Genomic DNA, 20,403 nt, shown 5'->3' on the forward strand with positions numbered 1-20,403 from the left:
CTGGGTGCTGTAATCAGCACCCATCACTTGTTGCCAATGTTCATTACGGGTTTGCAATAACTGCATTATCAATACGGTAAACCGCACCTTCACCCATCCCCCATGACGGGAACACCATAACAACGTCGATTGCACTAATATCAAGACCTGCACTTAGTAGATCAGCAAGTGTATAGGTATACGTTTGCCACTCACCAACTACAGGCTCGACACCTTCTTGGCTTGCACTTAACGCAAGCTCCACAGCTTGAGCTGCATCGTTTGACTCAATTTTGAATAACCACTGAGCATCTTGGTTGCTGGCGTTTGAAACTATTTTCATTTCAAAGCGAACCACACCTTGTGATAATAAGTGTGAAGCATCAAAGCTTACGCCGTCATCAGCTAAGAAGCCCATAACTGTTGGTTGAGCGCCAATTTGAAACTCAGCAACTGAGCCATGTGCTTCGTCGTCAGTTTCAACTGTTGGCGTACTACCTGCACAACAATCCCAAATACTCCATTGGTCAGCTACATTATTAGCAAATAATGTTAGCTCTGACGCAGCCGTATCTTGCTCAGGTGCATAGATGCGGGCATTGTCAACACGGTAAACCGCACCTTCACCTTGCCCCCATGCAGGGAAAATCATAATTACATCAATTGTACTGACATCTAAACCAGCGTTTAATAAGGTGCTAATTGGGAATGTATAGGTTTGCCACTCTCCAGCAACAGGATCAACACCTTCAGCACTCGTGTTAAGGTTTAATTCAACCGCTGTAGCACCTTCATTTGACTCTACTTTTAAAAGCCAAGGTGCATCTGGCGTTGACGATAAAGACGTGATCTTCATTTCAAATTGCAACATGCCATCATCAACTAATGCTGATGCATCAAACTGGCTACCACTACCACCTGATGAAGTACGGTTGATAAAGCCCATTACTGTTGGTTGAGCACCAATAGAGAACTCAGCTGTCACACCATGCTCTTCATCGTCGACTACTTCGACAGGCGTTGAACCGCCACAACAATCCCATAACGGCCAATCAAGGTTCATTTCATCTGCAAATAAGGTTAATGAAGGTAATGTCGTCGTTGCACCATTGGTGATCTCTACGTTATCAACACGGTAAACTGCGCCCTCACCTTGACCCCATGCAGGAAAAATCATAATCACATCAATCAGTGAAACATTTAGCCCTGCATCTGCCAGTGTTTGCAGAGGGAATGTATAGGTTTGCCATTCACCGACAACTGGACTTACACCTTCAGTACTCGCACTTAGATTTAACTCAACCGCAGTCGAGCCTTCATCGCTCTCAATTTTAAATAACCAAGGTGCATCTGGAGTTGAAGGAAGCGAAGTTACTTGCATGTCAAAAGTTACATAACCGTCTTCTAACATAGCACTAGCATCGAAAGGTGAGGCTTCTCCGTTTTCATCTGTGATAAAAGCATCACGACTAATGAAACCATTTACAGTAGGTTCTGCGCCAACAACAAACTCAACCACATCACCGCGCTCAGCATCTTCTACTAGCGCAGGTGTTGAACCGCCACAACAGTCCCATGCAGGCCAGTTAGGATTAAAGCTGTTATCAAAAATGGTGAGTGGCGTTACGGTGCCATCACTCGGTGGAGTCGGAGCTGGTGCTGCACCCTGCACAAGTGCATCTTCTGGATTGTCGTAACCAGGACGAACTGTTTCACAGCCTTTGCCTGTGTCTGGGTTTTGCGAACATTCATAAACACGAACATAGTCAACTTCAAAAGTCTGACCATTTTCGAATGCACTAGCATCAATACCTAAAGCATTAACGTTTTCTGGCCAGTCACCGCCCACTGCAAAGTTAAGAATTAAATAAAACTCTTGATCAAATGGGGCTGTGTCCCAATGAGTTTCTAACTCACCCGTTGTTTGATCAAAATACTCGGTATACCAACCCTTATGTTTTAGAGCAAGCGCCTCACCATTTGCATTGTAAAGTAATTCTGATTTGCGCTGCGTGGCATACAAGTAGTCATCGACGTACCAGCGGATTTCACCCTCTTGCCACTCAATAGCATAGGTATGAAAGTCATCAGCAGGGTTTACACCTTGGTCAAATGTGTAAGCTTTGCCGCTTTGATCGTTATTTGGCCACTCTTTACCATAATGAAGTGTTCCGTAGATGTTTGACTCGACACCATCCTCGGTTGGAACTTTCAAGTTAACCGACTCAACAATGTCAATTTCGCCTGAACGAGGCCAGCCACCGTAAACTTCATCGGTTGGCATCATCCAAAACGCAGGCCAAGAGCCTTGGCCACTTGGTAATTTAGCTCTTACTTCAAAGCGACCATATTTAAAATCAGCTTTGTAACGAGTATTGATACGTGCAGACGTATAAGGTTTTGCTGCCCCTTCTTCTGCAGGTAATGCAACAATATTAAGAATACCGTCTGCAACAAAGGCGTTTTCTTCACTATCGGTATAACATTGTTTTTCGTTATTACCACCACCTGCACAGTCTATTTCGAAATTCCATTTGTTGTCATCTATGGCATCGCCGTCAAAGTTATCTTCCCAAACCATAACCCAATCTGAAACTGGCTCAGTCGGGTTTACAGTATCTATTTTTGTATCTGTGGCAGAGCCACCGCAGCCAGCTACAGTCACTACTGAAAGCGCCATTGCTAGTTGTGTTAAGTGTGTTTTGAATTTGTTCATTGCATTGAACCCTAACATTATGTGTTTGTTAGTACTCAACTGATTCATATAGTATTATTTTAATCAGTTAATTGTAAGCGCTTACAAAACAGATTAAATAAAAAGAACCATTAATGTAAGCGCTTACATTAGAGTATGGCATGGTTATTAAAACGTCAATAAATTATTAACAATTACTGCAAATTTTTTGACATGTTTTACGCAAATTTAGGCTATATGCTGCTAAAAGCGTGGTTGGGAGTGAATTTAGTACAAAATAATCAAGTCTTTGTTAATAAGAAAAACCCATTAACAAAATCTTTGCAACAATCAATCTTCAGTAATAACAATTTCAACGGAGCTTGTGTGTGACTGCTGATAATACAAGCTACTAGCAAGTACACGGGCAGCTGTTTTGTATGTTTCACTTATTTGAGCCGCGTTATCTTTCGCTATTAAATTGCCCTGCTCTGAGCTTTCACGAATTTCAATGGCCAACGGAATATTAGCAAGTACAGGCACACCATGGCGATGAGCTAATTTTACGGCGCCATCTTTACCAAATACATGGTTTGGTTGCCCACAATGGCCACACAAGAAGTAGCTCATATTTTCAATTAAACCAAGCACAGGGACGTTTACTTTATTGAACATAGCTATACCTTTTTGTGCATCGGCAAGGGCTAAGTCTTGAGGGGTGGTAATGATCACAGCACCACTAGCAGGCACTTTTTGGCTCATCGTCAATTGAATATCACCCGTACCAGGGGGCATATCAACGATTAGATAATCAAGCTCTCCCCAAACGGTTTCGTTCATTAATTGATTAAGTGCTCCTGATGCCATAGGACCACGCCAAACGGTGGCATCATCACTTGGAACTAAAAAGCCGATCGATTGCGCTTTGAGATTATGTGCCTCAAAAGGAAGTAAGTTTTTATTATCCGCTGTTTTAGGTTCAGCTCCTTGCAGACCTAAAAGTAATGGAATAGACGGGCCATAAATGTCGGCATCGAGAATACCTACTTGTGCACCCTCTTGCTCTAAAGCCGAGGCAAGATTCACTGCCGTGGTTGATTTGCCAACTCCACCTTTACCTGATGCAACTAGAACAATATGTTTAATTTGCTTAAAACTATAAGAATTAGGTAATTTGACTTTGGCGCTAATTGACACAGGCACTGATAATTTATCGGCGACAAACTTTTCAATTTCGTTGATTTCACCACAGCCAGCAAAAGGTAGGCTTAGTTTTACTTGCCAGCTTTTATCGCTGTTTTGATTAAGCTCTTCGAGCCAGCTTTGCTCAATACCAATGGCAAATGCGCTACTACGATAGGCGGCGAAGGCATCAATGATCGGTGCTTTTTCAGTCGATTTACTTGAGAATAGTTTTGACAGTCCAAACATAGCAATAAATTAGCGTTTCTTTGATGAAAAGTGCTGCGGAATTATGTAACATTCAAGGCATTAAAACCAGACAATTAGATAATATCATTGCTTTAGGTTGTATATAAGCAACTCACAATGAATTAAATAATGATATTCGTGCATGTTTGCATCGAACTAATCTCAATTCGGAATGATTATGGCACAGCGAAAGATCCTGATTACTAGCGCATTACCTTATGCCAATGGCCCGACTCACTTAGGTCATTTACTAGAATATATCCAAACTGATATTTGGGCGCGTTACCAAAAACAACAAGGTCATGAAACCTACTACGTTTGCGCGGATGATGCCCACGGCACACCAATTATGCTTAATGCGCAAAAACAAGGGATCACGCCTGAGGAAATGGTTAAAAACGTGAGTGTTGAGCGTCAACGCGACTTTGCTGATTTCAACATTGAATTTGATAACTATCACAGCACGCACAGTGAAGAGAATCGTCACTTTAGTGAATTAATCTACAATCGTTTAAATGAAGCGGGTCACATTAAAAAGCATACTATTTCTCAACTGTTCGACCCAGAGAAAGGTATATTCTTACCAGACCGCTTTGTAACAGGTACTTGCCCTACGTGTAAGTCAGAAGATCAAAACGGTGACAGCTGTGATTCTTGTGGTGCTACTTACAGCCCAACTGAGCTTATCAACCCACGTTCTGTAATGTCGGGTGCTGAGCCAATCTTAAAAGATTCTGAGCATTACTTCTTCGATCTTCCAGCTTTTGAAGACATGCTTAAAGAGTGGTTACACTCAGGTACGATTCAACAAGAAATGGCGAACAAGTTAGATGAATGGTTTGCAGATGGCTTACAGCAGTGGGATATCAGCCGTGACGCACCTTATTTTGGCTTTGAAATCCCTGGTGCACCGGGTAAATACTTCTACGTATGGTTAGATGCTCCAATTGGTTACATGGCGAGCTTTAAAAACCTGTGCGATAAAAAAGGTATCGATTTTGATGCATTCTGGAGTGAAGACTCAGATGCAGAGCTTTACCACTTCATTGGTAAAGACATCATCTATTTCCACAGCTTATTCTGGCCGGCAATGTTAGATGGCGCAAAATTCAGAAAGCCAACAAACGTATTTGCCCACGGTTTTGTGACAGTAAATGGCGCAAAGATGTCTAAATCAAAAGGCACCTTTGTTAAAGCGCGTACTTACCTTGATAACCTAGACCCTGAGTATCTTCGTTATTACTACGCAGCAAAACTAAACAACGGCATCACTGACCTTGACTTAAACCTTGAAGACTTTGCACTGCGTGTAAACTCTGACTTAGTAGGTAAAGTTGTTAACATCGCAAGCCGTTGTGCAAGTTTCATCACCAAGAAATTTGACGGTAAGCTTAGCGACACAGTGATGGATGAAGCACTGTTAGGTGAGTTCCAAGCGGCTTCTGCAAGCATTGCAAATCACTATGAAAACCGTGATTACAGCCGTGCAATTCGTGAAATCATGGCCCTTGCTGATAAAGCAAACCAATTTATAGATGCTAAAGCGCCGTGGGTGTTAATTAAAGACGAAACAAAACAACAAGAAGCACACGATGTATGCTCTCTTGGTTTAAATATGTTCCGTGTACTTATCACTTACTTAAAACCAGTTCTTCCAGGTATGGCTGCTAACGTAGAAGCCTTCTTAAACGACGGTTTAACATGGCAAGGTGCGCAAACAGCGCTTGTAGGTCACGCAATTAATAAATTCAAACCGTTAATGCAACGTGTTGAAATGGATAAAGTAAATAAAATGATTGAAGAATCTAAAGAAAGCCTAGTTGCTGAAAAAGACAAGATTGATCCAAACAGCCCGCTAGCAAAAGAGCCAATCAGCCCAGAAATCGAATTTGATGATTTTGCTAAAGTTGATTTACGTGTAGCAAGAATTGCTAAAGCAGAACACGTTGAAGGCGCAGATAAGTTATTAAAACTAACCTTAGATTTAGGTGGCGAAACGCGCCAAGTCTTCGCAGGTATTAAATCTGCATATGCTCCTGAAGACATCGAAGGCAAGCTAACGGTAATGGTAGCGAACCTTAAGCCTCGTAAGATGCGTTTTGGTATGTCTGAAGGCATGGTATTAGCAGCTGGCCCTGGCGGTAAAGAAATTTATATTCTTAACCCAGATGAAGGCTCAGAGCCTGGCATGCGCGTAATGTAATTGCACAATTACTAGCTACTAAAAAACCGTTGTGTTTTAGGCACAACGGTTTTTTTATGTTGAATGTATGGTTATGAACTTGGGCATGCCGGGTGCTCAGTCAGTACTTGAGTAATTATTTGCCCGAACTGCTGGTGTTGTTGCTCTGTGATAGCAAAAGCAGCATTGTAAGCGAGAGTGTCAGCAAGCTCACCGGTTATTACTTCATAAAAAGTCATTGCGGTAAGTAAGTGCCCTGCATCTGAAGCATGATTACCATCGGCACTGTAAAAATTCAGATCTGGTAATGCAGCTATTGCTTTGTCCCAAACTAAACCGACAGGTGCAACACAGCTTGTTTCTTTTTCGCTAATAGACAAGTGTAATTGATAGACAAGCTCCCCTTCTTTGCTGTCACCTCGCTGTGGATGCTCAGGAAATAAGATGGGTGTGATATCCAGCTCTTTCGCACTTGCAATCAATCGCTCTGCCTCACTCGTAGAATAGTTAACAGAGCCAGACTGAGAATATTTCTGTCCTTGAAAAATAGCATGACTCCAATTGTCTTGCTGTAGCTTTTCAACATTGCCCGATTCGTTAACTATCTCATCTAAAAAGCGACCACTGACGGTAAGGGTTGATACTTGAGCGTTGGTTAACTCACTTGAAATGAGCTGTTCAAGCAAATCCCCTAATTTAGCGCTATGGCTATTACCGTAAATAATAACTTTATAGTCAGCACTACCACTGTTATCGACTAGCCCAACAGTTGTATCTGGGGTGGAGCTGTCAGGCTCATCGACTTTTGTAGTTTCGCTTTTTGAGCTTGAACCACATGCAACGAGACTAAATGAAATGACTAGTAACAAATAGCATCGAATTAACCTAGCAAGCTTATCATTGATCATATTTAACCTTTTTGGCTTATTATTTTTATGTCGTTAATATTGAGACATAAAACTGTAAATTGCCAATTTTTATACGATTTTCATCTAAGGTGCTAAATATAAATCATGTAAAACTCGCTCTTTTCGAGGTAAATAATAGTCATCATAATCAAGTGACACTATGACTCTTTTAGCTTTACCTAACAACTCACTGCGAGGCACTAAACCAATCACTCTCGAGTCTGCACTATGATCGCGATTATCACCCATCGCTAAATACATATCCTTTGGAATTACGACAGGTGCAAAATGCTGCATCACCGAAGAGGCTTTTGATACCTGGATGGCGTGCTGAACACCTGCAAGGTTTTCAATCAGTGTCTGCTGTTGTTGCTTGTCATCAGTTAATGCGTAATTAAGCGCTTTACCGTTAATAATCAATTTATTATCTACTAAAGTCACTGTATCGCCCGGCACACCAATAACACGCTTTATTAAACGATTATTTGCAGCCTTGGAATCAAATACGATGATATCCCCGGCTTTTGGCTCATCGGTGCGCATAAGCGAAATATGAGTAAATGGCACACGCAGATCATAAGCCATTTTATCCGTTAAAATACGATCCCCTTCGACAATGGTCGGATTCATTGAACCTGTTGGCACTTCATACCAATCAGCTACCGCACTTCTAAAAACACTCATCAAGCAGATAAATACAATCAATGAACGGTTATTTTTCCATACTTTTACAATCCAGTTCATAGTCATTCCTTATTTTGTGGTTTGTTTTACTAAGAGCCTTTAGCTGAGAATTAGTTCTTAACTAAATGTAACGAGATACGTCAAAGATAAAAATATCATACATGATGTTAAAAATATTTGACACAGCAAGCGATGAGTAGTTTACTTAACATCAAGTCAAATATATTTTACATGGGATTATGAAATATGAGCTACAAAGAAATGACAATTTGGGGCACTTTAGTAGTGACAATTGGCCTTTTAAGTTATTACCTCCTAGGTATTAATTCACTACAAGCTGCTGGAAATCTTAGCCAAGATACCATGGTTTCATACTTATATAAGGTCGTTGTTGTAGCGGTAATCTTAGAGATAATCATGCAATCGATACTTGCAGGCATTAAACACAAAGAAGCAGACTTAGGTGATGATGAACGCGATAAGCTCATTGAATTAAAAAGTACCAAACTTGGACACTGGTTTTGCTCTGCAATTATCTTAATGTGTGTATTTCTAACGACTCAAATTGAGCGTGTGTCAGACCGTATGTTGTTACCTGAGGTCTCTGATCTATATAATATTATGCATTTACTTATTATAGGTTTTTTAATTAGTGAAATTATCACTAATGCTAGCAAAGCATATTTATATCGAAGAGATAGCTAAATGACAAAACAGCTCAGTAATACCATTCGTGAACTTCGATTTCATCACAATGAAATGACTCAGCAAGCATTGGCAGAGGCTGTTGGCGTTTCAAGGCAAACCATAGTAGCGATTGAAAAAGGTAAGTATTCTCCGTCGCTCGAAGTGGCTTTTAAGATTGCTCAATTGTTTGATAAGAAGCTGGATGATGTTTTTTCATATCAATAGGCCAACAAAAAAGGTTAGCTATTTAGCTAACCTTTTTTGTTCAGTAAGCATCGTAAAATCTTACGGCTGCTGATTTTTGAACTGCGCTTTGGCTTGTTCAACTTCGTCATCACTGATCCCAACTGATTCAGCCGCTTCTTTAATAAGGTGTGGCTGCGTCATCACTAATGCCATAAGTTGTTGAAGCTTTTCTGGTGGGATACCTAACTGTTGAACCAAACCCATTGCCATCATTGGGTTTTCCATAAATGCTTGGAACAGCTCACGCACTTTTTCGTCACTTACATTGTGCTCTTTGAGCATTGCAATAATTGGGTTCATACTAACCTTTACTTTTAACTACTAATAAAACCAATAATATGGGCAAATTAATGTTATTCAACTAACATCACCACTTTTCCCGAATTTTCGTTGTTATCTAAAATACGATGAGCCTCATTTGCATCTTGCCAATTTAACGTTTTATAGATATTGCAATCCAACAGTCCTTGTGCCAAATCATCATAAAAGCGGGTTATAAACTGCTCTTTTAAATCGCGCTTAAATTCAATTGAACGGTTTCGTAAGGTTGATGCATGAAAGGAAATACGTTTGCTAAGCAGCCTTGCAAAGTCAACCTCAGCAAAGCGCGCATCTAAAAACGCTAACATCACAATTTGGCAATCCATTGCTGCAACGGCGGCATTTTTGTTTAAATAGCTCCCTGAAACTGGATCAACAATGGTATTGGCCTGTAAATTATTTGCTTTGAAGTATTCTACAAAGTCGGTGGTTTTATAATTGATGGTATGGTCAGCACCCAGCTGTTTGGCATGCTCGCACTTTTCATCGCTTCCGGCGGTGATCACCACTTGAGCGCCAACGCGTTTAGCCATTTGAATTGCGGCACCGCCTACGCCACTGGCTCCTGCATGAATAAGTGCCGTTTGCCCTGCTTTAAGCTGACCAAATTGAAACAAAGCAGAAAATGCCGTTAAGTAAACTTCGCTGATTGCAGCGCCTTGGGCCATTGTCATTTCATCTGGTAAAGGCATCACTTGCGCAGCATCAACGGCAACATACTCGCTGTAAGCACCGCCCGCACACAAGGCAAAAACGCGTTTATTAAGCCAGTCACCGGATACTGCACTACCTTGCTCAACAATGGTACCGGCGCATTCTAACCCTAGAATTTCACTGTCACCTTTGGGCGCAGGATATTTACCTTGTCGCTGTAAACAATCTGCCCGATTAACGCCGATTGCTGCAACAGCAATAAGAACTTCGTTATCTTTTAGGGCTGGTTTATCTGTTTGCGCAAAATGTAACTGTGAGTCTTCGTGCTTAATATAACGCATATCACCTTCTATTTAATTCGTTGCCAGATCTCAGCTTCGACTAATTTGCCATTTTCATACAAGGTGTGGTGCCACAAGTCACCTTCTATTTTGTAATCAAATGCCATGGTCTTACCAAGTAGTGAAGGTACATTACCATAGGAAAAAGTTTCGATAAATTGCTGGTCTTGCAAAACATATTTGCCGCCACCAGCATAATGAAAGTTGCCTTGCTTTTGGGTGATATAGCTAAAATGACTGGGTGTAATCAGTTTAACAGAGGTTATTTCTGGCGATTTTGCCGTCACATAGCCGTCATTGGCTGCATATTTGCCTTCAACAAATTGCCAGCTACCTAATAACGGATTGGCGCTTACCATAGACGAAATAAATAAACTCGATAATAACAGTGTGTTTTTCATAGTGCGTTCCTTAGCAATTTTTTCAATAGCATACGCTAACACTATGTTACTATTAAACAGTTATAGGTTGAGATTTTTTCATTTGAGCTTTCATCGAAGAAAAGCGCCAAGACTGCTTATAAGGATAAACATCAAGCAATTGCCCATCGTTAATAGCCGCTTGTAATTGCTGCCACATAGTGGCTGTGAAAATATCTTGGTGGGCTGCATTAAAATAATCAAACGCCCGCTTATTGGCGCTAAAAAACACTTTAAACTGGCTCGGAAATACGTCGTTTTCTGCGATATCAAAGTAGCTTTCGCTGCTGAGCTCATCCAATGAGTCATCAGTTTTTGGCAGCTCTCTAAATTGACATTCTGTCATTGGGCAAATTTCATCGTAGTCATAGAACACTACTCTTCCCCAACGAGTGACACCAAAGTTCTTCATCAGCATATCACCGGGAAAGATATTAGCCCCCGCGAGCTCTTTTATTGCTTTACCGTAATCAACCATGACTTGCTGCAGTTTTCGCTCATCACAGTCATTGATATACAAATTAAGCGGCGTCATTTTGCGTTCTACATAAACATGGCGCAATATAAGTGCATTCCCCGAAATTACTAAACTATCACCAATTTGCTGCTGCATTGTCTTTATTAGCTCTTCACTAAATCGACTTAAATCAAACGCTAAATAACGAAATTCATGTGTATCAACTAACCGGCCAACTCTGTCGGCTTGTTTAACAAAATCGTATTTGGCCATGACCTGCTGTTTGGTGGCTGTTTTCGGTGCACTGAATTTATCTTTGATTACCTTATAGACATAATCTGAGCCTGGGGTTGTAAATACTAGCATTACCATGCCCGGCGTTCCTGGCGCAATAATGTATTTATCATCCACAGGGCTATTGCGCGTGGTATCAACTTTGTAACGATAGAACTCGGTTTTAGCATGTTTGATAAAGCCTATGGCATTAAACAACTCAAAGCGTTGCTTATGGGGCATTAAAACACTGAGATAATCAACGTATCGTGCGGGTTGGTCGGTATCGACCATAAAATAAGTACGCGCAAAGCCAAACAATAAGCTAAGTTGGTCAGCTCCCATCATCACAGCATCAATATGCAGACCTTTTTCACTATTTAACAACGCAATCGCAAATGGCATGTTATCGCCATTTTTAGCAATACATCGACCTATGATGTAACACGCTTTATTTCTGAAAAACAAAGAATTTGCGTATTCAATATAACCATCGTTGAGTGCAAGTAGCTCATAGACTTGCGGGCATTGCAGTTTTGCACCCGCAATTAAAGTACGCTGCAACATGGCAACATCACCAGTAAAATCAGCGTATTGTGAACGAAACACATGGCGTTTTATTAAGCTACTGATGGCACTTTCAAAACCATTTTGTAAAGAAATGCGGCTAACCAATGAATCAAAAGGCCGCGGCCCAAGTTGATAACGTGCTTTTAGTACAAACAAATGTACATTGCGGATTTTTCGTGAGTCCCAAATAGCACCGAAGGTTGAGTTAAAAAAAGTATGAGCAATCGGCTGATTTTCATGGCTTTGCACCATTTCTGCGTATATTTTTTTGGCTAGTAACCAAATTGCAGGATCATCTACCTCGCTATAAGCAATAATTTTTACTGCTTGGCTTACCTTTTTTACTTGCCCTTCATAAACCTGTAATCGCGATTTCATAGCCCCTTGAACTTGATGCCACTGGCGCTGTTCAAAACGACTTTGTGCACCGAGGGTAATATTTAAAAACTCTGCAAACATTGCCTCAAAGCCAGCATACACCGCGCGGGCAAGCTTAGTCGCTACTACCTGATTTAACTGTTCGCTGTGTGATTTAACAGCCAAATGTGAGCTCTGCTGTGGCATTATTTTTATCGCTTATGCTGATTATTTTAGTCGCCTTGTTTACACACAATAGCAAGCGCGCTTTAATTTAGGTAATTAATAAAGATAATAAATAAGATTGATCAAATGAATATTAGGCACGTCGACCTCAACCTATTGGTGTATTTAAATGTCCTCATTGATGAACAAAGTGTGTCAAAAGCCGCCAATAAACTGGCTTTGACTCAACCAGCAATGAGTAATGCCCTTAAGCGTTTACGTGATTTATTTGATGATCCATTATTAGTGAGAGCCGCTGGCACGATGACGCCGACAGCAAAAGCGCTCAGCCTTAAACCTGAAATAGAATCACTGTTAAAAATGGCCGAAGAAATTACTCAGCCAAGTGAAGTATTCGACCCTAGCACAGCTAAAATTACATTTCGGATTATGGCAAACGACTACCTAGAATCAACCCTAATTGCGCCGTTTATCACGCAGCAGCTGGAAAAAAATCCGGGACTTAACTTTGATATTTTGAGCCCAAGCGATGTTAATCTTCAAGATATGGAAAAAGGCACCATCGACCTTGCCATAAACCGCTTTAACGGCCTGCCCCGCTCATTCCACCAAGCCAGTGTTTGGCGCGATAATTACTGCTGCTTAACACACCCAGACAATCCCTACTTACAACAGCAAAATCTTGAAGGCTACCTTGCACAAGAGCACATTTGGGTGAATCGGGCAGGTTGGGGCGTAGAAGCGGCATTGACGAATAAATCAGGTAGTCAAAAACTCGGCTGGGTCGATGAGGCATTATGGCAATTAGAACAAACCCGCAATATTCGCGTATTCACCCGCCACTACATGGTGGCAAGCTTGCTATGTCAATCACCAAAACTGATTGCCACATTACCTCGTCGACAAGCCATGTTATTAGCAAAACACACTGATTTGGTAATAAGTCCAGTACCTTTTCAAATTGTTCCTATTGAAGTGAAAATGTTATGGAGCCCTTTGTTACATCACGCAAACCCGCACCAGTGGCTTCGCAGAGAGCTACTTGCCTTTGCCAGCACCGTGGCTGATCGCTAAAAACAGCGTAATATTGATAAAATCAATATCAGTTATTGAAAACAACAATTTCATTAATAATGAGTGAAGGGCTAGAGTGAAGTTAAGCACATAAACAAAGAGAAAATGATTATGGAAACTTCAGCGCAATTCACTCAACAGGACGGCCTTTACATTAATGGTCAATTACACTCATTCATCGAGCAACAACTTTGTAAAAAAAGTAATTTACCTTGTGAAGAAATTTACCAAACATTAGCCACTATGGTTGATGAGTTTGGTTGCCAATGCCGTAAAACCAAACATCAAGATGATGATGTTTTACAAGCGGACACACTGTTAAAAGCATACAGCACAGTACGCACTCACCCGCATTGTCATGTTGATGCTCAAACAACAACTGCAGTACTCGATGAATACTGCTGCCAAGTACCCGCTATTTTAGTGGTTGCGTTAATGGACACATTAACAGGCATGACAAGCAATGAACCAGGTGCAGAACATATTTACCAACGTGCAGCACAATTAACAGGTAAACCATGTGTCTACGCAGTTAAAAGCGCCAGTGCCGCATAATATGGTTAATTATTTGAGTTACTTATTCGCGCGATGATGCTTTTTGCAAAATCACTGCAACTAAGCATCGTCGCATCGGCTACTAAATTAGCCAAGTCAAACGTCATTTCATTTGCTTTAAGCGTCTCTTCTAGAGCTTTTTCTATTCTATTCGCAGCTTGATGCCAGCCCATAAAACGTAGCATCATTACCGCACTTAAAATACTGCTTGTTGGATTTGCACTGTCTTCACCGGCAATGCGATTAAATGTGCCATGAGTCGGTTCAAAAAAGGCTACTTCATTATTTAAGTTTGCCGCAGGCATAATTCCTACCCCACCGACTTGTGCTGTTAACATATCAGCTAAGTAATCGCCGTTTTGATTGGTTGTTACCACCACATCGAATTGCTCAGGAGTGAGCAGCGCTTGTTGTAACATGTTATCGGCAATGACTTCTTTGATGATTAAATCATCTTGCTCTTCACGTTTGATAACTAACCAACGACCATTGTCATGCGCTATAGCGTTAAATTCTTGCTCAGCAAGGGCAAATGCCCAGCGTTTAAAAGCGCCATCGGTAAATTTAAGTACATTACCTTTGTGCACCACAGTCAGTGATTCACTGTGCTCTTTAAGGGCAAAGTTAAGGGCATAGCGCATCAAGCGTTCTGCCGCCTCTTTCGAGCTGTTTTTAATACCAATGCCGCATTGGTTATCAAAACGTAGTCGGGTGACACCCATTTCTTGACACAGAAAATCAAGCATCCGCTCGTTGTCAATACTGCCAGCCTGCCACTCAATGCCTGAATAAACGTCTTCTGAGCTGTCGCGGATTACTGTTATTTGGGTTTTTTCAGGTTCTTTTAAAGGTGATGGTAAGTGCGGATAACTGCGAATGGGCCGCATGTTAACGAATAAATCCATCTCATGACGAAGGGCCACATTTAAAGAGCGAAAGCCACCGCCAAGGGGGGTTGTTAGCGGCCCCTTTATGGCAATTTTAAACTGCCTAACGGCATGCAGGGTTTCTTGCGGGAACCAGTCACCATCATAAAGCGCTGCTGCTTTTTCGCCATTGAACACTTCCATCCAATGTATTTGTTTATCGCCTTGATAAGCATGGTCCACTGCTGCATCGACAATCTCACGCATCACCGGGCTTATATCATGACCGACACCATCGCCTTCAATGTAAGCGATAACTGGATTGTCAGGAATATGCCACTGGCCCTTACTATCGATAGTAATTTGCACGCCATTCGATGGTACTGAAATATGTTGATACTGCATCATGTCTTCCCAGCAAGGTGTTTTAACAATATTAATATCAGGAAATAATTAATTTGTCTGTGCTTACAAAGAAATAGCCGCTATTCAAGCAATCAATGCGTTACCTTGGTTATCTCGTCTTGCATGGCACAAAATAAGGATGCAATAAGCTGCGTATCGAGCGTGACGGTATCTTTTTTAAGCGCAGTATCTACTGCAACGGCTTTAACATAGAGCATTTCACATTCGAACATGTTTGCAGCGCCTTTAAGCATATGAACATTTCTGCTTAAGCCATCAATGTCCATCTTTTTGTATTGCTCGCGCATTTCTCGATATTGTTCTTCAAGGCCCTTTATATAATCATCTTTAAGCGCCTGAAATTCTTTTTCAGGTAACTTGATATCGGCTAACTCATCGCAATCTAAGTAACTGGCAATTTTATGGCTAAACGCGTTTCTATCAATTGGTTTGGCGATTAAATCATTGAAGCCTTGCTTCATATAACGAGCAATTTCATGCTTCATGGTATTAGCTGTAAGTGCAATGATTGGCGCACTCACTCCCGTTGCTTGCATCATTTTTAATGCTTCTTGACCGTCCATAATCGGCATTTGAATATCCAGTAGAATAAGGTCAAAGCTGTCTTCTAGGGTTGCTTGCACTGCGTCTTTACCATTTTCAACGGTGGTCACTGTCAGCCCCATACGCTCTAATATTCGCGCAATTAAACGCCGGTTGTCTGGGTGGTCTTCAGCAAGTAGTACCCTACCCTTTAAGTTCTCAGGTGCATCAAGCTTACTAAACGGTGAGGTTTCAACAAGTTTGACTTCACTCATATCATTGAGCCAACGTGTATTATCTGTGGTATAAACCGACATGGTAAAAATAAATTCACTGCCAGAACCGACATTACTTTTAACACTGATATCCCCATCCAATTTTTTGGCGAGGCTTTTAGAAATATTAAGGCCAAGACCAGTGCCGCCATATTGCCTAGAAATACTTGAATCCGCCTGATAAAAGGCACTAAATAAAGCTTGTTGCTCTTTGTCTGTCATGCCGATACCGGTATCTTTTACGCTTATCGACAACTTATCGTTATGACAGCTCACCGTTAAGGTTATACGCCCGACTTGAGTAAACTTAAGGGCGTTGGTTGTTAGGTTTAATAAGATTTGCCTTAATCGACTCGGATCAGTAATTAGGTAGTCTGGCAACGGGAACTGATAATCAACACTGAACTTTAAGCCCTTATCACGGATTTGCTTGCCAATAAGTGACTCAATATTGGCAATCGTGGCAAACAAGTCTGTTTCGACTAAATCTATTTCTAGCTTGTTGGCTTCAATCTTCGACATATCGAGTATATCGTTTATTAATCCAAGAACATGGCGGCTATTTTGCAATATAACGCCAATCCCATGGTTGCGCTCATGAGGCTTAATGTCCCCGAGCATAATGCCATCTGCATAGCCAATAATTGATGTCATTGGGGTGCGAATCTCATGACTGATATTCGCTAAAAAGCGACTTTTAGCTTCATTCGCATCGCGAAGCTCAGAGGCAAGCTCTTCAAGCTCCAAGGTTCTTAAATGTACTTTTTCTTCTAGATTTTTATTGAGCTCTACGTTGTCATCGTGAAGCAGCCTAAATTTATCGGCCACAGCAAACGCCAGCAACATGGCGTCCATGGCTGTGCCTATCAACCCCAATAAATATAAATTAATGGAAGTAGCTGGCAGCAAGCCTAAATTAGTTAAATTACCCACCATATTCGGTAGCATCATGGCAATGTAAGCCAGCACAAAATAGCGTGCTGGCTTAAAGCCAATGAGCATACAGCGAATACCTATGTATAAGCCTAAACATAAAGCAACACCCGTTACTAACGTTGACCAATAAAAACCAAAGCTTGGCCATAAAATACAAAACGGAATACCCAAAGTGGCAATTACACCCACCGTGAGTGATAATTGCGCCAGTTTCGGAAATGTTTCTTTGAGTTTAAGTAAGTTGTTGTAAAACAGAATATTGGTTAATGGTGTGAGGGCAAAGCCGAGCCAGTGAAGATGAGGATTATAGTAACCAAACAGCTGATCAGAAATATGGAAAAAATGGCTCCAAGCAAACACCCAGGATGCAGTAAATAATGCGTAATACAGGTGTGTAACATCACGGGAAACCAAGTAAATTAATAAATTATATAAACCAAGTGCAATGCCCACCCCAAAGCACAGCATCATGATCATATTTTCGACGGTTATGTTCTGAAAATAATCTTGATAAGGCGTTAATACCAGCTTTGCGGGAGTATAAAAGTAGTCACTCTCAAAATAAGTGATTAACGTGTAGTGCTTACCTTTTTCAAGAGATAAACGATTGCCATAGTGAAAAGCAAATTGGTTAGGCTCGACCCCACCGGTTACAAAGTGCTGTATCGGGGCACTTGGATCAGATATATCATAAATGCGGCTTTCTATTTTCGAAACCAAAGTGTTATACGGATAGAGGACTAAATCTTCGATATCACTTTGATTTTCAATTTCAACAATTAACCAATAGCTACCGCCGACAGAGCTTATTCGAGATTGCGGTTTTTTGCTGACTCGCCAAGCATCAATCGCAGCCACAGATTGCGGGAACATATTATCGTTCGCCATAAACACTTCACCGACATCATGGAGGTTTTGATCAGCTACAGCATCAGTGTAGACAAACGTATCTTGTGCATTAGCCGAAACACTTAATATAAACAATAACAGCAGAGTACTTAAATACAGCTTTAACCGCATTCACAAAACCCCTGTACCATTGTGGTGATGGCAACGACTAGAATTGTAGTGAAACATCAAAGCCATAGCGACGCCCTTCCCCTTTAAAGTCTTCAAGCATGCCTAGGAACGAACTTAAATCGAACTTTAACTGACTATATTCAGTATCAAATAAATTTTTGCCCCACAAAGTAAATGACCAATTATCAACATCGTATTTTAGATGCGCATTCACAATGCTAAAGCCGTCTTGGAGAGCATATGGATTCATATTCTGATCAAAATAGAACTCAGACTGATAATCGTAAATAATGTTGGCCGATAACGGATACGACGCCAAGCTGGTATCGTATTTTATCCCCGCTGAAACATTCCATTTAGAGGTAAATGGCAGTTGGTTATCGGTAATACTGTTACCAAGTGGGTCAACGTATTCTTCAAATTCAGCATGGGGGATATAACCTACTGAAAGTAGCATGGCTAATTGCTTAGTTGCTTGGTAATTAATTTCAGTTTCAAGACCATAAATAGTTGAATCAGCAACATTTTCAAGTAATTGCACAGGAGGCATTTGCGGTGTTTCTGACGCTTGGTTCATAAACACCTGTTGGTCGTTATAATCATAGTAAAACGCTGCCCAATTCATTCTTAATTGCTGGCTAGGCCAGAACGACTTCAAGCCAACTTCATGGGCATTTAAGCGCTCTTTGCCGTAGTTTGCTAACATTGCTTGTTCTTCAGATGACAAAAAGCCGCCATTGTAGCCGCCACTTTTACTACCATTAGCAAAACGATAATAAAGGTTGCTTGCATCTGAATAGCGATAATTAATTGCAAATTGCCCGCTAAAGCCATTATCTGATTGCTCATCGGTAACGCGATAAAATGGTACAAGCACACCGTCTAAGTCGTTCACATCAAGCACCGTATTTAACGTGGCGATTGAGTCATACTCAAGTGACTCATAGTCATATCTAAGACCCGCGGTGATCATCCATTTATCTGCGACAGGCACTTCAATTTGGCTAAATACTGCCAAATTTTGCATCTCGATTTCGTTATCGTAGATAAAGGTCGCGGTTAAGTTTGTGGGTAAAATGCCACGAAAATCGCGCAAAATATCATTTAAATTATCTTGCTCAATTGTTTCATCTGCAAAATACACCCCACTGGTTAACGTGTAATCAGCAAATTCGTTAAGTAATCTGAATTCTTGGCTAATTAGATGTGTATCTAACCCTAATACTCCTTCACACAAGCGAGCTGGCGAGCCATCACAATTAAAAGCATGGCTTCTTTCGAGATCGTTAAAGCTCGAAAGCATTGTAAAAGTACTTTGCTCGTTTAAATGCCAATTTACTTCAGCAATAAAGCCATAGCCATCAGATTTATGAGGCGAGTCATTATTGACGCTTACCGCAAAGAAATCATCACTGCCATCATTAAAACCAAAGTTGTCAAAGCAGCGTGTTGAGCCTGCATCTGCTGGTGAACACAGCTCACCCGTTAAAGGGTTGGCGACAATACCAATACTGCCAACAGGCTGGGCAATACCATCCCAGTCTTCAATATGCGCTTGCAGGTAAAGATCAACCTCATCCCACTCAGATAGAAAAGACACACGGGCATTTTTTTGCTCCATACCTGCTGTTGGTGAGTCTGTATAGATATTATTTGTTGAGTACTCATAGTCTTGATAGTTAACAGCAATACGCATTGCACTTGAATCTGATAGTTGTTGGTTCCACATACCATCGATGCTAGTAGCGTTATTATTGGCAATGCCTAATGTCAATGAACCATAGCTATCAAACTCAGGGCGGTTTGAGCGAATCAGAATTGCACCACCGGTAGAATTGCGCCCAAACAAAGTACCCTGTGGGCCGCGTAAAATATCGAGCTGTTCAATATCGTATAAGTTAACAATTTGATTATTGGCAGACCCCACCGCAACGCCATCAATATACATAGCGACAGGTGAAGTGTTCGCCGTATTGTAATCAAGTAACCCTACCCCTCGAATACTAACAGCAGGTGGCGTTCCTTCTGCGGCGTTTTGGGTTATTTTTACATTTGGCGCAAACAAACCAATTTCAGTTGAATCTTTAAAATGCTGAGCTTTTAAAATTTCGCCATCCACTTGGCTTACCGCTACACTCACGTCTTCAATTGCTTGCGGACGTTTTTGTGCATAAACGCTAATAACTTCCATGTCTTTTTCAATCTCAGCTCCTTGTGCAACAGCGCTTGCCATTACACATGCCGCCAAGCTGGTGCTCGACAACATCATAAACTTAGGATCTTTCAGAAAGGGTCGCTTCATTAGCTTTTAGACCTTAAAAGAGGGAAACTTGTTAAATTGTTGTAATTTAGTGGTAAGT

Annotated in this window: 16 protein-coding genes; 5 read left to right on the top strand and 11 right to left on the bottom strand. The window is 41.1% G+C overall.

Annotation, left to right across the window (positions count from 1 at the left end; translation table 11 throughout):
• Positions 1–43: 43 nt before the first annotated feature.
• Both HCZ11_RS12980 and apbC read right to left on the bottom strand, forming a co-directional pair.
• Positions 44–2,695: a glycoside hydrolase family 16 protein gene (locus tag HCZ11_RS12980; RefSeq protein ID WP_167658607.1), complete on the bottom strand. Its 2,652-nt coding sequence runs from the start codon at positions 2,693–2,695 to the stop codon at positions 44–46.
• 309 nt (positions 2,696–3,004) lie between these two features.
• Positions 3,005–4,084 (bottom strand): iron-sulfur cluster carrier protein ApbC, encoded by a 1,080-nt coding sequence (apbC, locus tag HCZ11_RS12985; protein WP_130051749.1) that lies wholly within the window; start codon positions 4,082–4,084, stop codon positions 3,005–3,007.
• Between the two features lie 178 nt (positions 4,085–4,262).
• Here apbC and metG point away from each other — a divergent pair, with 178 nt between their 5' ends.
• A complete protein-coding gene (gene metG / locus HCZ11_RS12990) occupies positions 4,263–6,287 on the top strand; it encodes a methionine--tRNA ligase (RefSeq protein ID WP_167658608.1) in 2,025 nt (674 codons plus the stop codon).
• Positions 6,288–6,358: 71 nt separating this feature from the next.
• Here metG and HCZ11_RS12995 read toward each other — a convergent pair whose 3' ends face one another.
• Both HCZ11_RS12995 and lepB read right to left on the bottom strand, forming a co-directional pair.
• Positions 6,359–7,174 (bottom strand): hypothetical protein, encoded by an 816-nt coding sequence (locus HCZ11_RS12995; protein WP_167658609.1) that lies wholly within the window; start codon positions 7,172–7,174, stop codon positions 6,359–6,361.
• 84 nt (positions 7,175–7,258) lie between these two features.
• Positions 7,259–7,918, bottom strand: coding sequence for a signal peptidase I (gene lepB / locus HCZ11_RS13000; protein ID WP_167658610.1), 660 nt, complete (start codon positions 7,916–7,918; stop codon positions 7,259–7,261).
• Positions 7,919–8,104: 186 nt separating this feature from the next.
• On the opposite strand from lepB, the gene HCZ11_RS13005 reads away from it, so the two are divergent.
• Both HCZ11_RS13005 and HCZ11_RS13010 read left to right on the top strand, forming a co-directional pair.
• Positions 8,105–8,563: a hypothetical protein gene (locus tag HCZ11_RS13005; RefSeq protein WP_130051753.1), complete on the top strand. Its 459-nt coding sequence runs from the start codon at positions 8,105–8,107 to the stop codon at positions 8,561–8,563.
• Positions 8,564–8,770, top strand: a complete 207-nt coding sequence (locus HCZ11_RS13010) for a helix-turn-helix transcriptional regulator (protein ID WP_054552938.1) — start codon at positions 8,564–8,566, stop codon at positions 8,768–8,770.
• 60 nt (positions 8,771–8,830) lie between these two features.
• On the opposite strand, the gene HCZ11_RS13015 is transcribed toward HCZ11_RS13010, so the two are convergent.
• From HCZ11_RS13015 to aceK, 4 genes are read right to left on the bottom strand one after another with little or no spacing between them, the layout of a single operon-like run.
• Positions 8,831–9,091, bottom strand: a complete 261-nt coding sequence (locus tag HCZ11_RS13015; RefSeq protein ID WP_130051754.1) for a DUF2999 family protein — start codon at positions 9,089–9,091, stop codon at positions 8,831–8,833.
• 53 nt (positions 9,092–9,144) lie between these two features.
• The gene (locus HCZ11_RS13020; protein ID WP_167658611.1) at positions 9,145–10,107 is read right to left on the bottom strand and encodes a zinc-binding dehydrogenase; all 963 of its coding nucleotides are present in this window, start codon (positions 10,105–10,107) and stop codon (positions 9,145–9,147) included.
• A gap of 8 nt (positions 10,108–10,115) precedes the next feature.
• Positions 10,116–10,508: a hypothetical protein gene (locus HCZ11_RS13025; RefSeq protein ID WP_167658612.1), complete on the bottom strand. Its 393-nt coding sequence runs from the start codon at positions 10,506–10,508 to the stop codon at positions 10,116–10,118.
• Positions 10,509–10,560: 52 nt separating this feature from the next.
• Positions 10,561–12,390 carry a bifunctional isocitrate dehydrogenase kinase/phosphatase gene (gene aceK / locus HCZ11_RS13030; RefSeq protein ID WP_167658613.1) on the bottom strand — a complete coding sequence of 610 codons (1,830 nt, stop codon included), beginning with the start codon at positions 12,388–12,390 and terminating at the stop codon, positions 10,561–10,563.
• 105 nt (positions 12,391–12,495) lie between these two features.
• On the opposite strand from aceK, the gene HCZ11_RS13035 reads away from it, so the two are divergent.
• The gene (locus HCZ11_RS13035; protein ID WP_130051757.1) at positions 12,496–13,443 is read left to right on the top strand and encodes a LysR family transcriptional regulator; all 948 of its coding nucleotides are present in this window, start codon (positions 12,496–12,498) and stop codon (positions 13,441–13,443) included.
• 111 nt (positions 13,444–13,554) lie between these two features.
• Positions 13,555–13,998 carry a hypothetical protein gene (locus HCZ11_RS13040; RefSeq protein WP_130051758.1) on the top strand — a complete coding sequence of 148 codons (444 nt, stop codon included), beginning with the start codon at positions 13,555–13,557 and terminating at the stop codon, positions 13,996–13,998.
• A gap of 5 nt (positions 13,999–14,003) precedes the next feature.
• On the opposite strand, the gene icd is transcribed toward HCZ11_RS13040, so the two are convergent.
• The 3 genes from icd to HCZ11_RS13055 all read right to left on the bottom strand — a co-directional run bounded on the left by icd (position 14,004) and on the right by HCZ11_RS13055 (position 20,345).
• Positions 14,004–15,269 carry an NADP-dependent isocitrate dehydrogenase gene (gene icd / locus HCZ11_RS13045; RefSeq protein WP_130052299.1) on the bottom strand — a complete coding sequence of 422 codons (1,266 nt, stop codon included), beginning with the start codon at positions 15,267–15,269 and terminating at the stop codon, positions 14,004–14,006.
• Positions 15,270–15,361: 92 nt separating this feature from the next.
• Positions 15,362–18,043: a 7TM diverse intracellular signaling domain-containing protein gene (locus tag HCZ11_RS13050; protein ID WP_167658614.1), complete on the bottom strand. Its 2,682-nt coding sequence runs from the start codon at positions 18,041–18,043 to the stop codon at positions 15,362–15,364.
• A gap of 37 nt (positions 18,044–18,080) precedes the next feature.
• Entirely contained in the window at positions 18,081–20,345 is a 2,265-nt protein-coding gene (locus HCZ11_RS13055) for a TonB-dependent receptor (RefSeq protein WP_254869147.1), read from the bottom strand.
• Between the last annotated feature and the right edge of the window lie 58 nt (positions 20,346–20,403).

It is taken from the genome of Pseudoalteromonas sp. HF66, assembly GCF_011806445.1.
Taxonomy (GTDB): Bacteria; Pseudomonadota; Gammaproteobacteria; order Enterobacterales; family Alteromonadaceae; genus Pseudoalteromonas; species Pseudoalteromonas apostichopi.

Excerpts from the sequence above, each read along its gene's own strand:
- HCZ11_RS12980 (WP_167658607.1), bottom strand. The coding sequence starts at position 2,695 with ATGAACAAATTCAAAACACACTTAACACAACTAGCAATGGCGCTTTCA.
- apbC (WP_130051749.1), bottom strand. The coding sequence starts at position 4,084 with ATGTTTGGACTGTCAAAACTATTCTCAAGTAAATCGACTGAAAAAGCA.
- metG (WP_167658608.1), top strand. The coding sequence starts at position 4,263 with ATGGCACAGCGAAAGATCCTGATTACTAGCGCATTACCTTATGCCAAT.
- HCZ11_RS12995 (WP_167658609.1), bottom strand. The coding sequence starts at position 7,174 with ATGATCAATGATAAGCTTGCTAGGTTAATTCGATGCTATTTGTTACTA.
- lepB (WP_167658610.1), bottom strand. The coding sequence starts at position 7,918 with ATGAACTGGATTGTAAAAGTATGGAAAAATAACCGTTCATTGATTGTA.
- HCZ11_RS13005 (WP_130051753.1), top strand. The coding sequence starts at position 8,105 with ATGAGCTACAAAGAAATGACAATTTGGGGCACTTTAGTAGTGACAATT.
- HCZ11_RS13010 (WP_054552938.1), top strand. The coding sequence starts at position 8,564 with ATGACAAAACAGCTCAGTAATACCATTCGTGAACTTCGATTTCATCAC.
- HCZ11_RS13015 (WP_130051754.1), bottom strand. The coding sequence starts at position 9,091 with ATGAACCCAATTATTGCAATGCTCAAAGAGCACAATGTAAGTGACGAA.
- HCZ11_RS13020 (WP_167658611.1), bottom strand. The coding sequence starts at position 10,107 with ATGCGTTATATTAAGCACGAAGACTCACAGTTACATTTTGCGCAAACA.
- HCZ11_RS13025 (WP_167658612.1), bottom strand. The coding sequence starts at position 10,508 with ATGAAAAACACACTGTTATTATCGAGTTTATTTATTTCGTCTATGGTA.
- aceK (WP_167658613.1), bottom strand. The coding sequence starts at position 12,390 with ATGCCACAGCAGAGCTCACATTTGGCTGTTAAATCACACAGCGAACAG.
- HCZ11_RS13035 (WP_130051757.1), top strand. The coding sequence starts at position 12,496 with ATGAATATTAGGCACGTCGACCTCAACCTATTGGTGTATTTAAATGTC.
- HCZ11_RS13040 (WP_130051758.1), top strand. The coding sequence starts at position 13,555 with ATGGAAACTTCAGCGCAATTCACTCAACAGGACGGCCTTTACATTAAT.
- icd (WP_130052299.1), bottom strand. The coding sequence starts at position 15,269 with ATGCAGTATCAACATATTTCAGTACCATCGAATGGCGTGCAAATTACT.
- HCZ11_RS13050 (WP_167658614.1), bottom strand. The coding sequence starts at position 18,043 with ATGCGGTTAAAGCTGTATTTAAGTACTCTGCTGTTATTGTTTATATTA.
- HCZ11_RS13055 (WP_254869147.1), bottom strand. The coding sequence starts at position 20,345 with ATGAAGCGACCCTTTCTGAAAGATCCTAAGTTTATGATGTTGTCGAGC.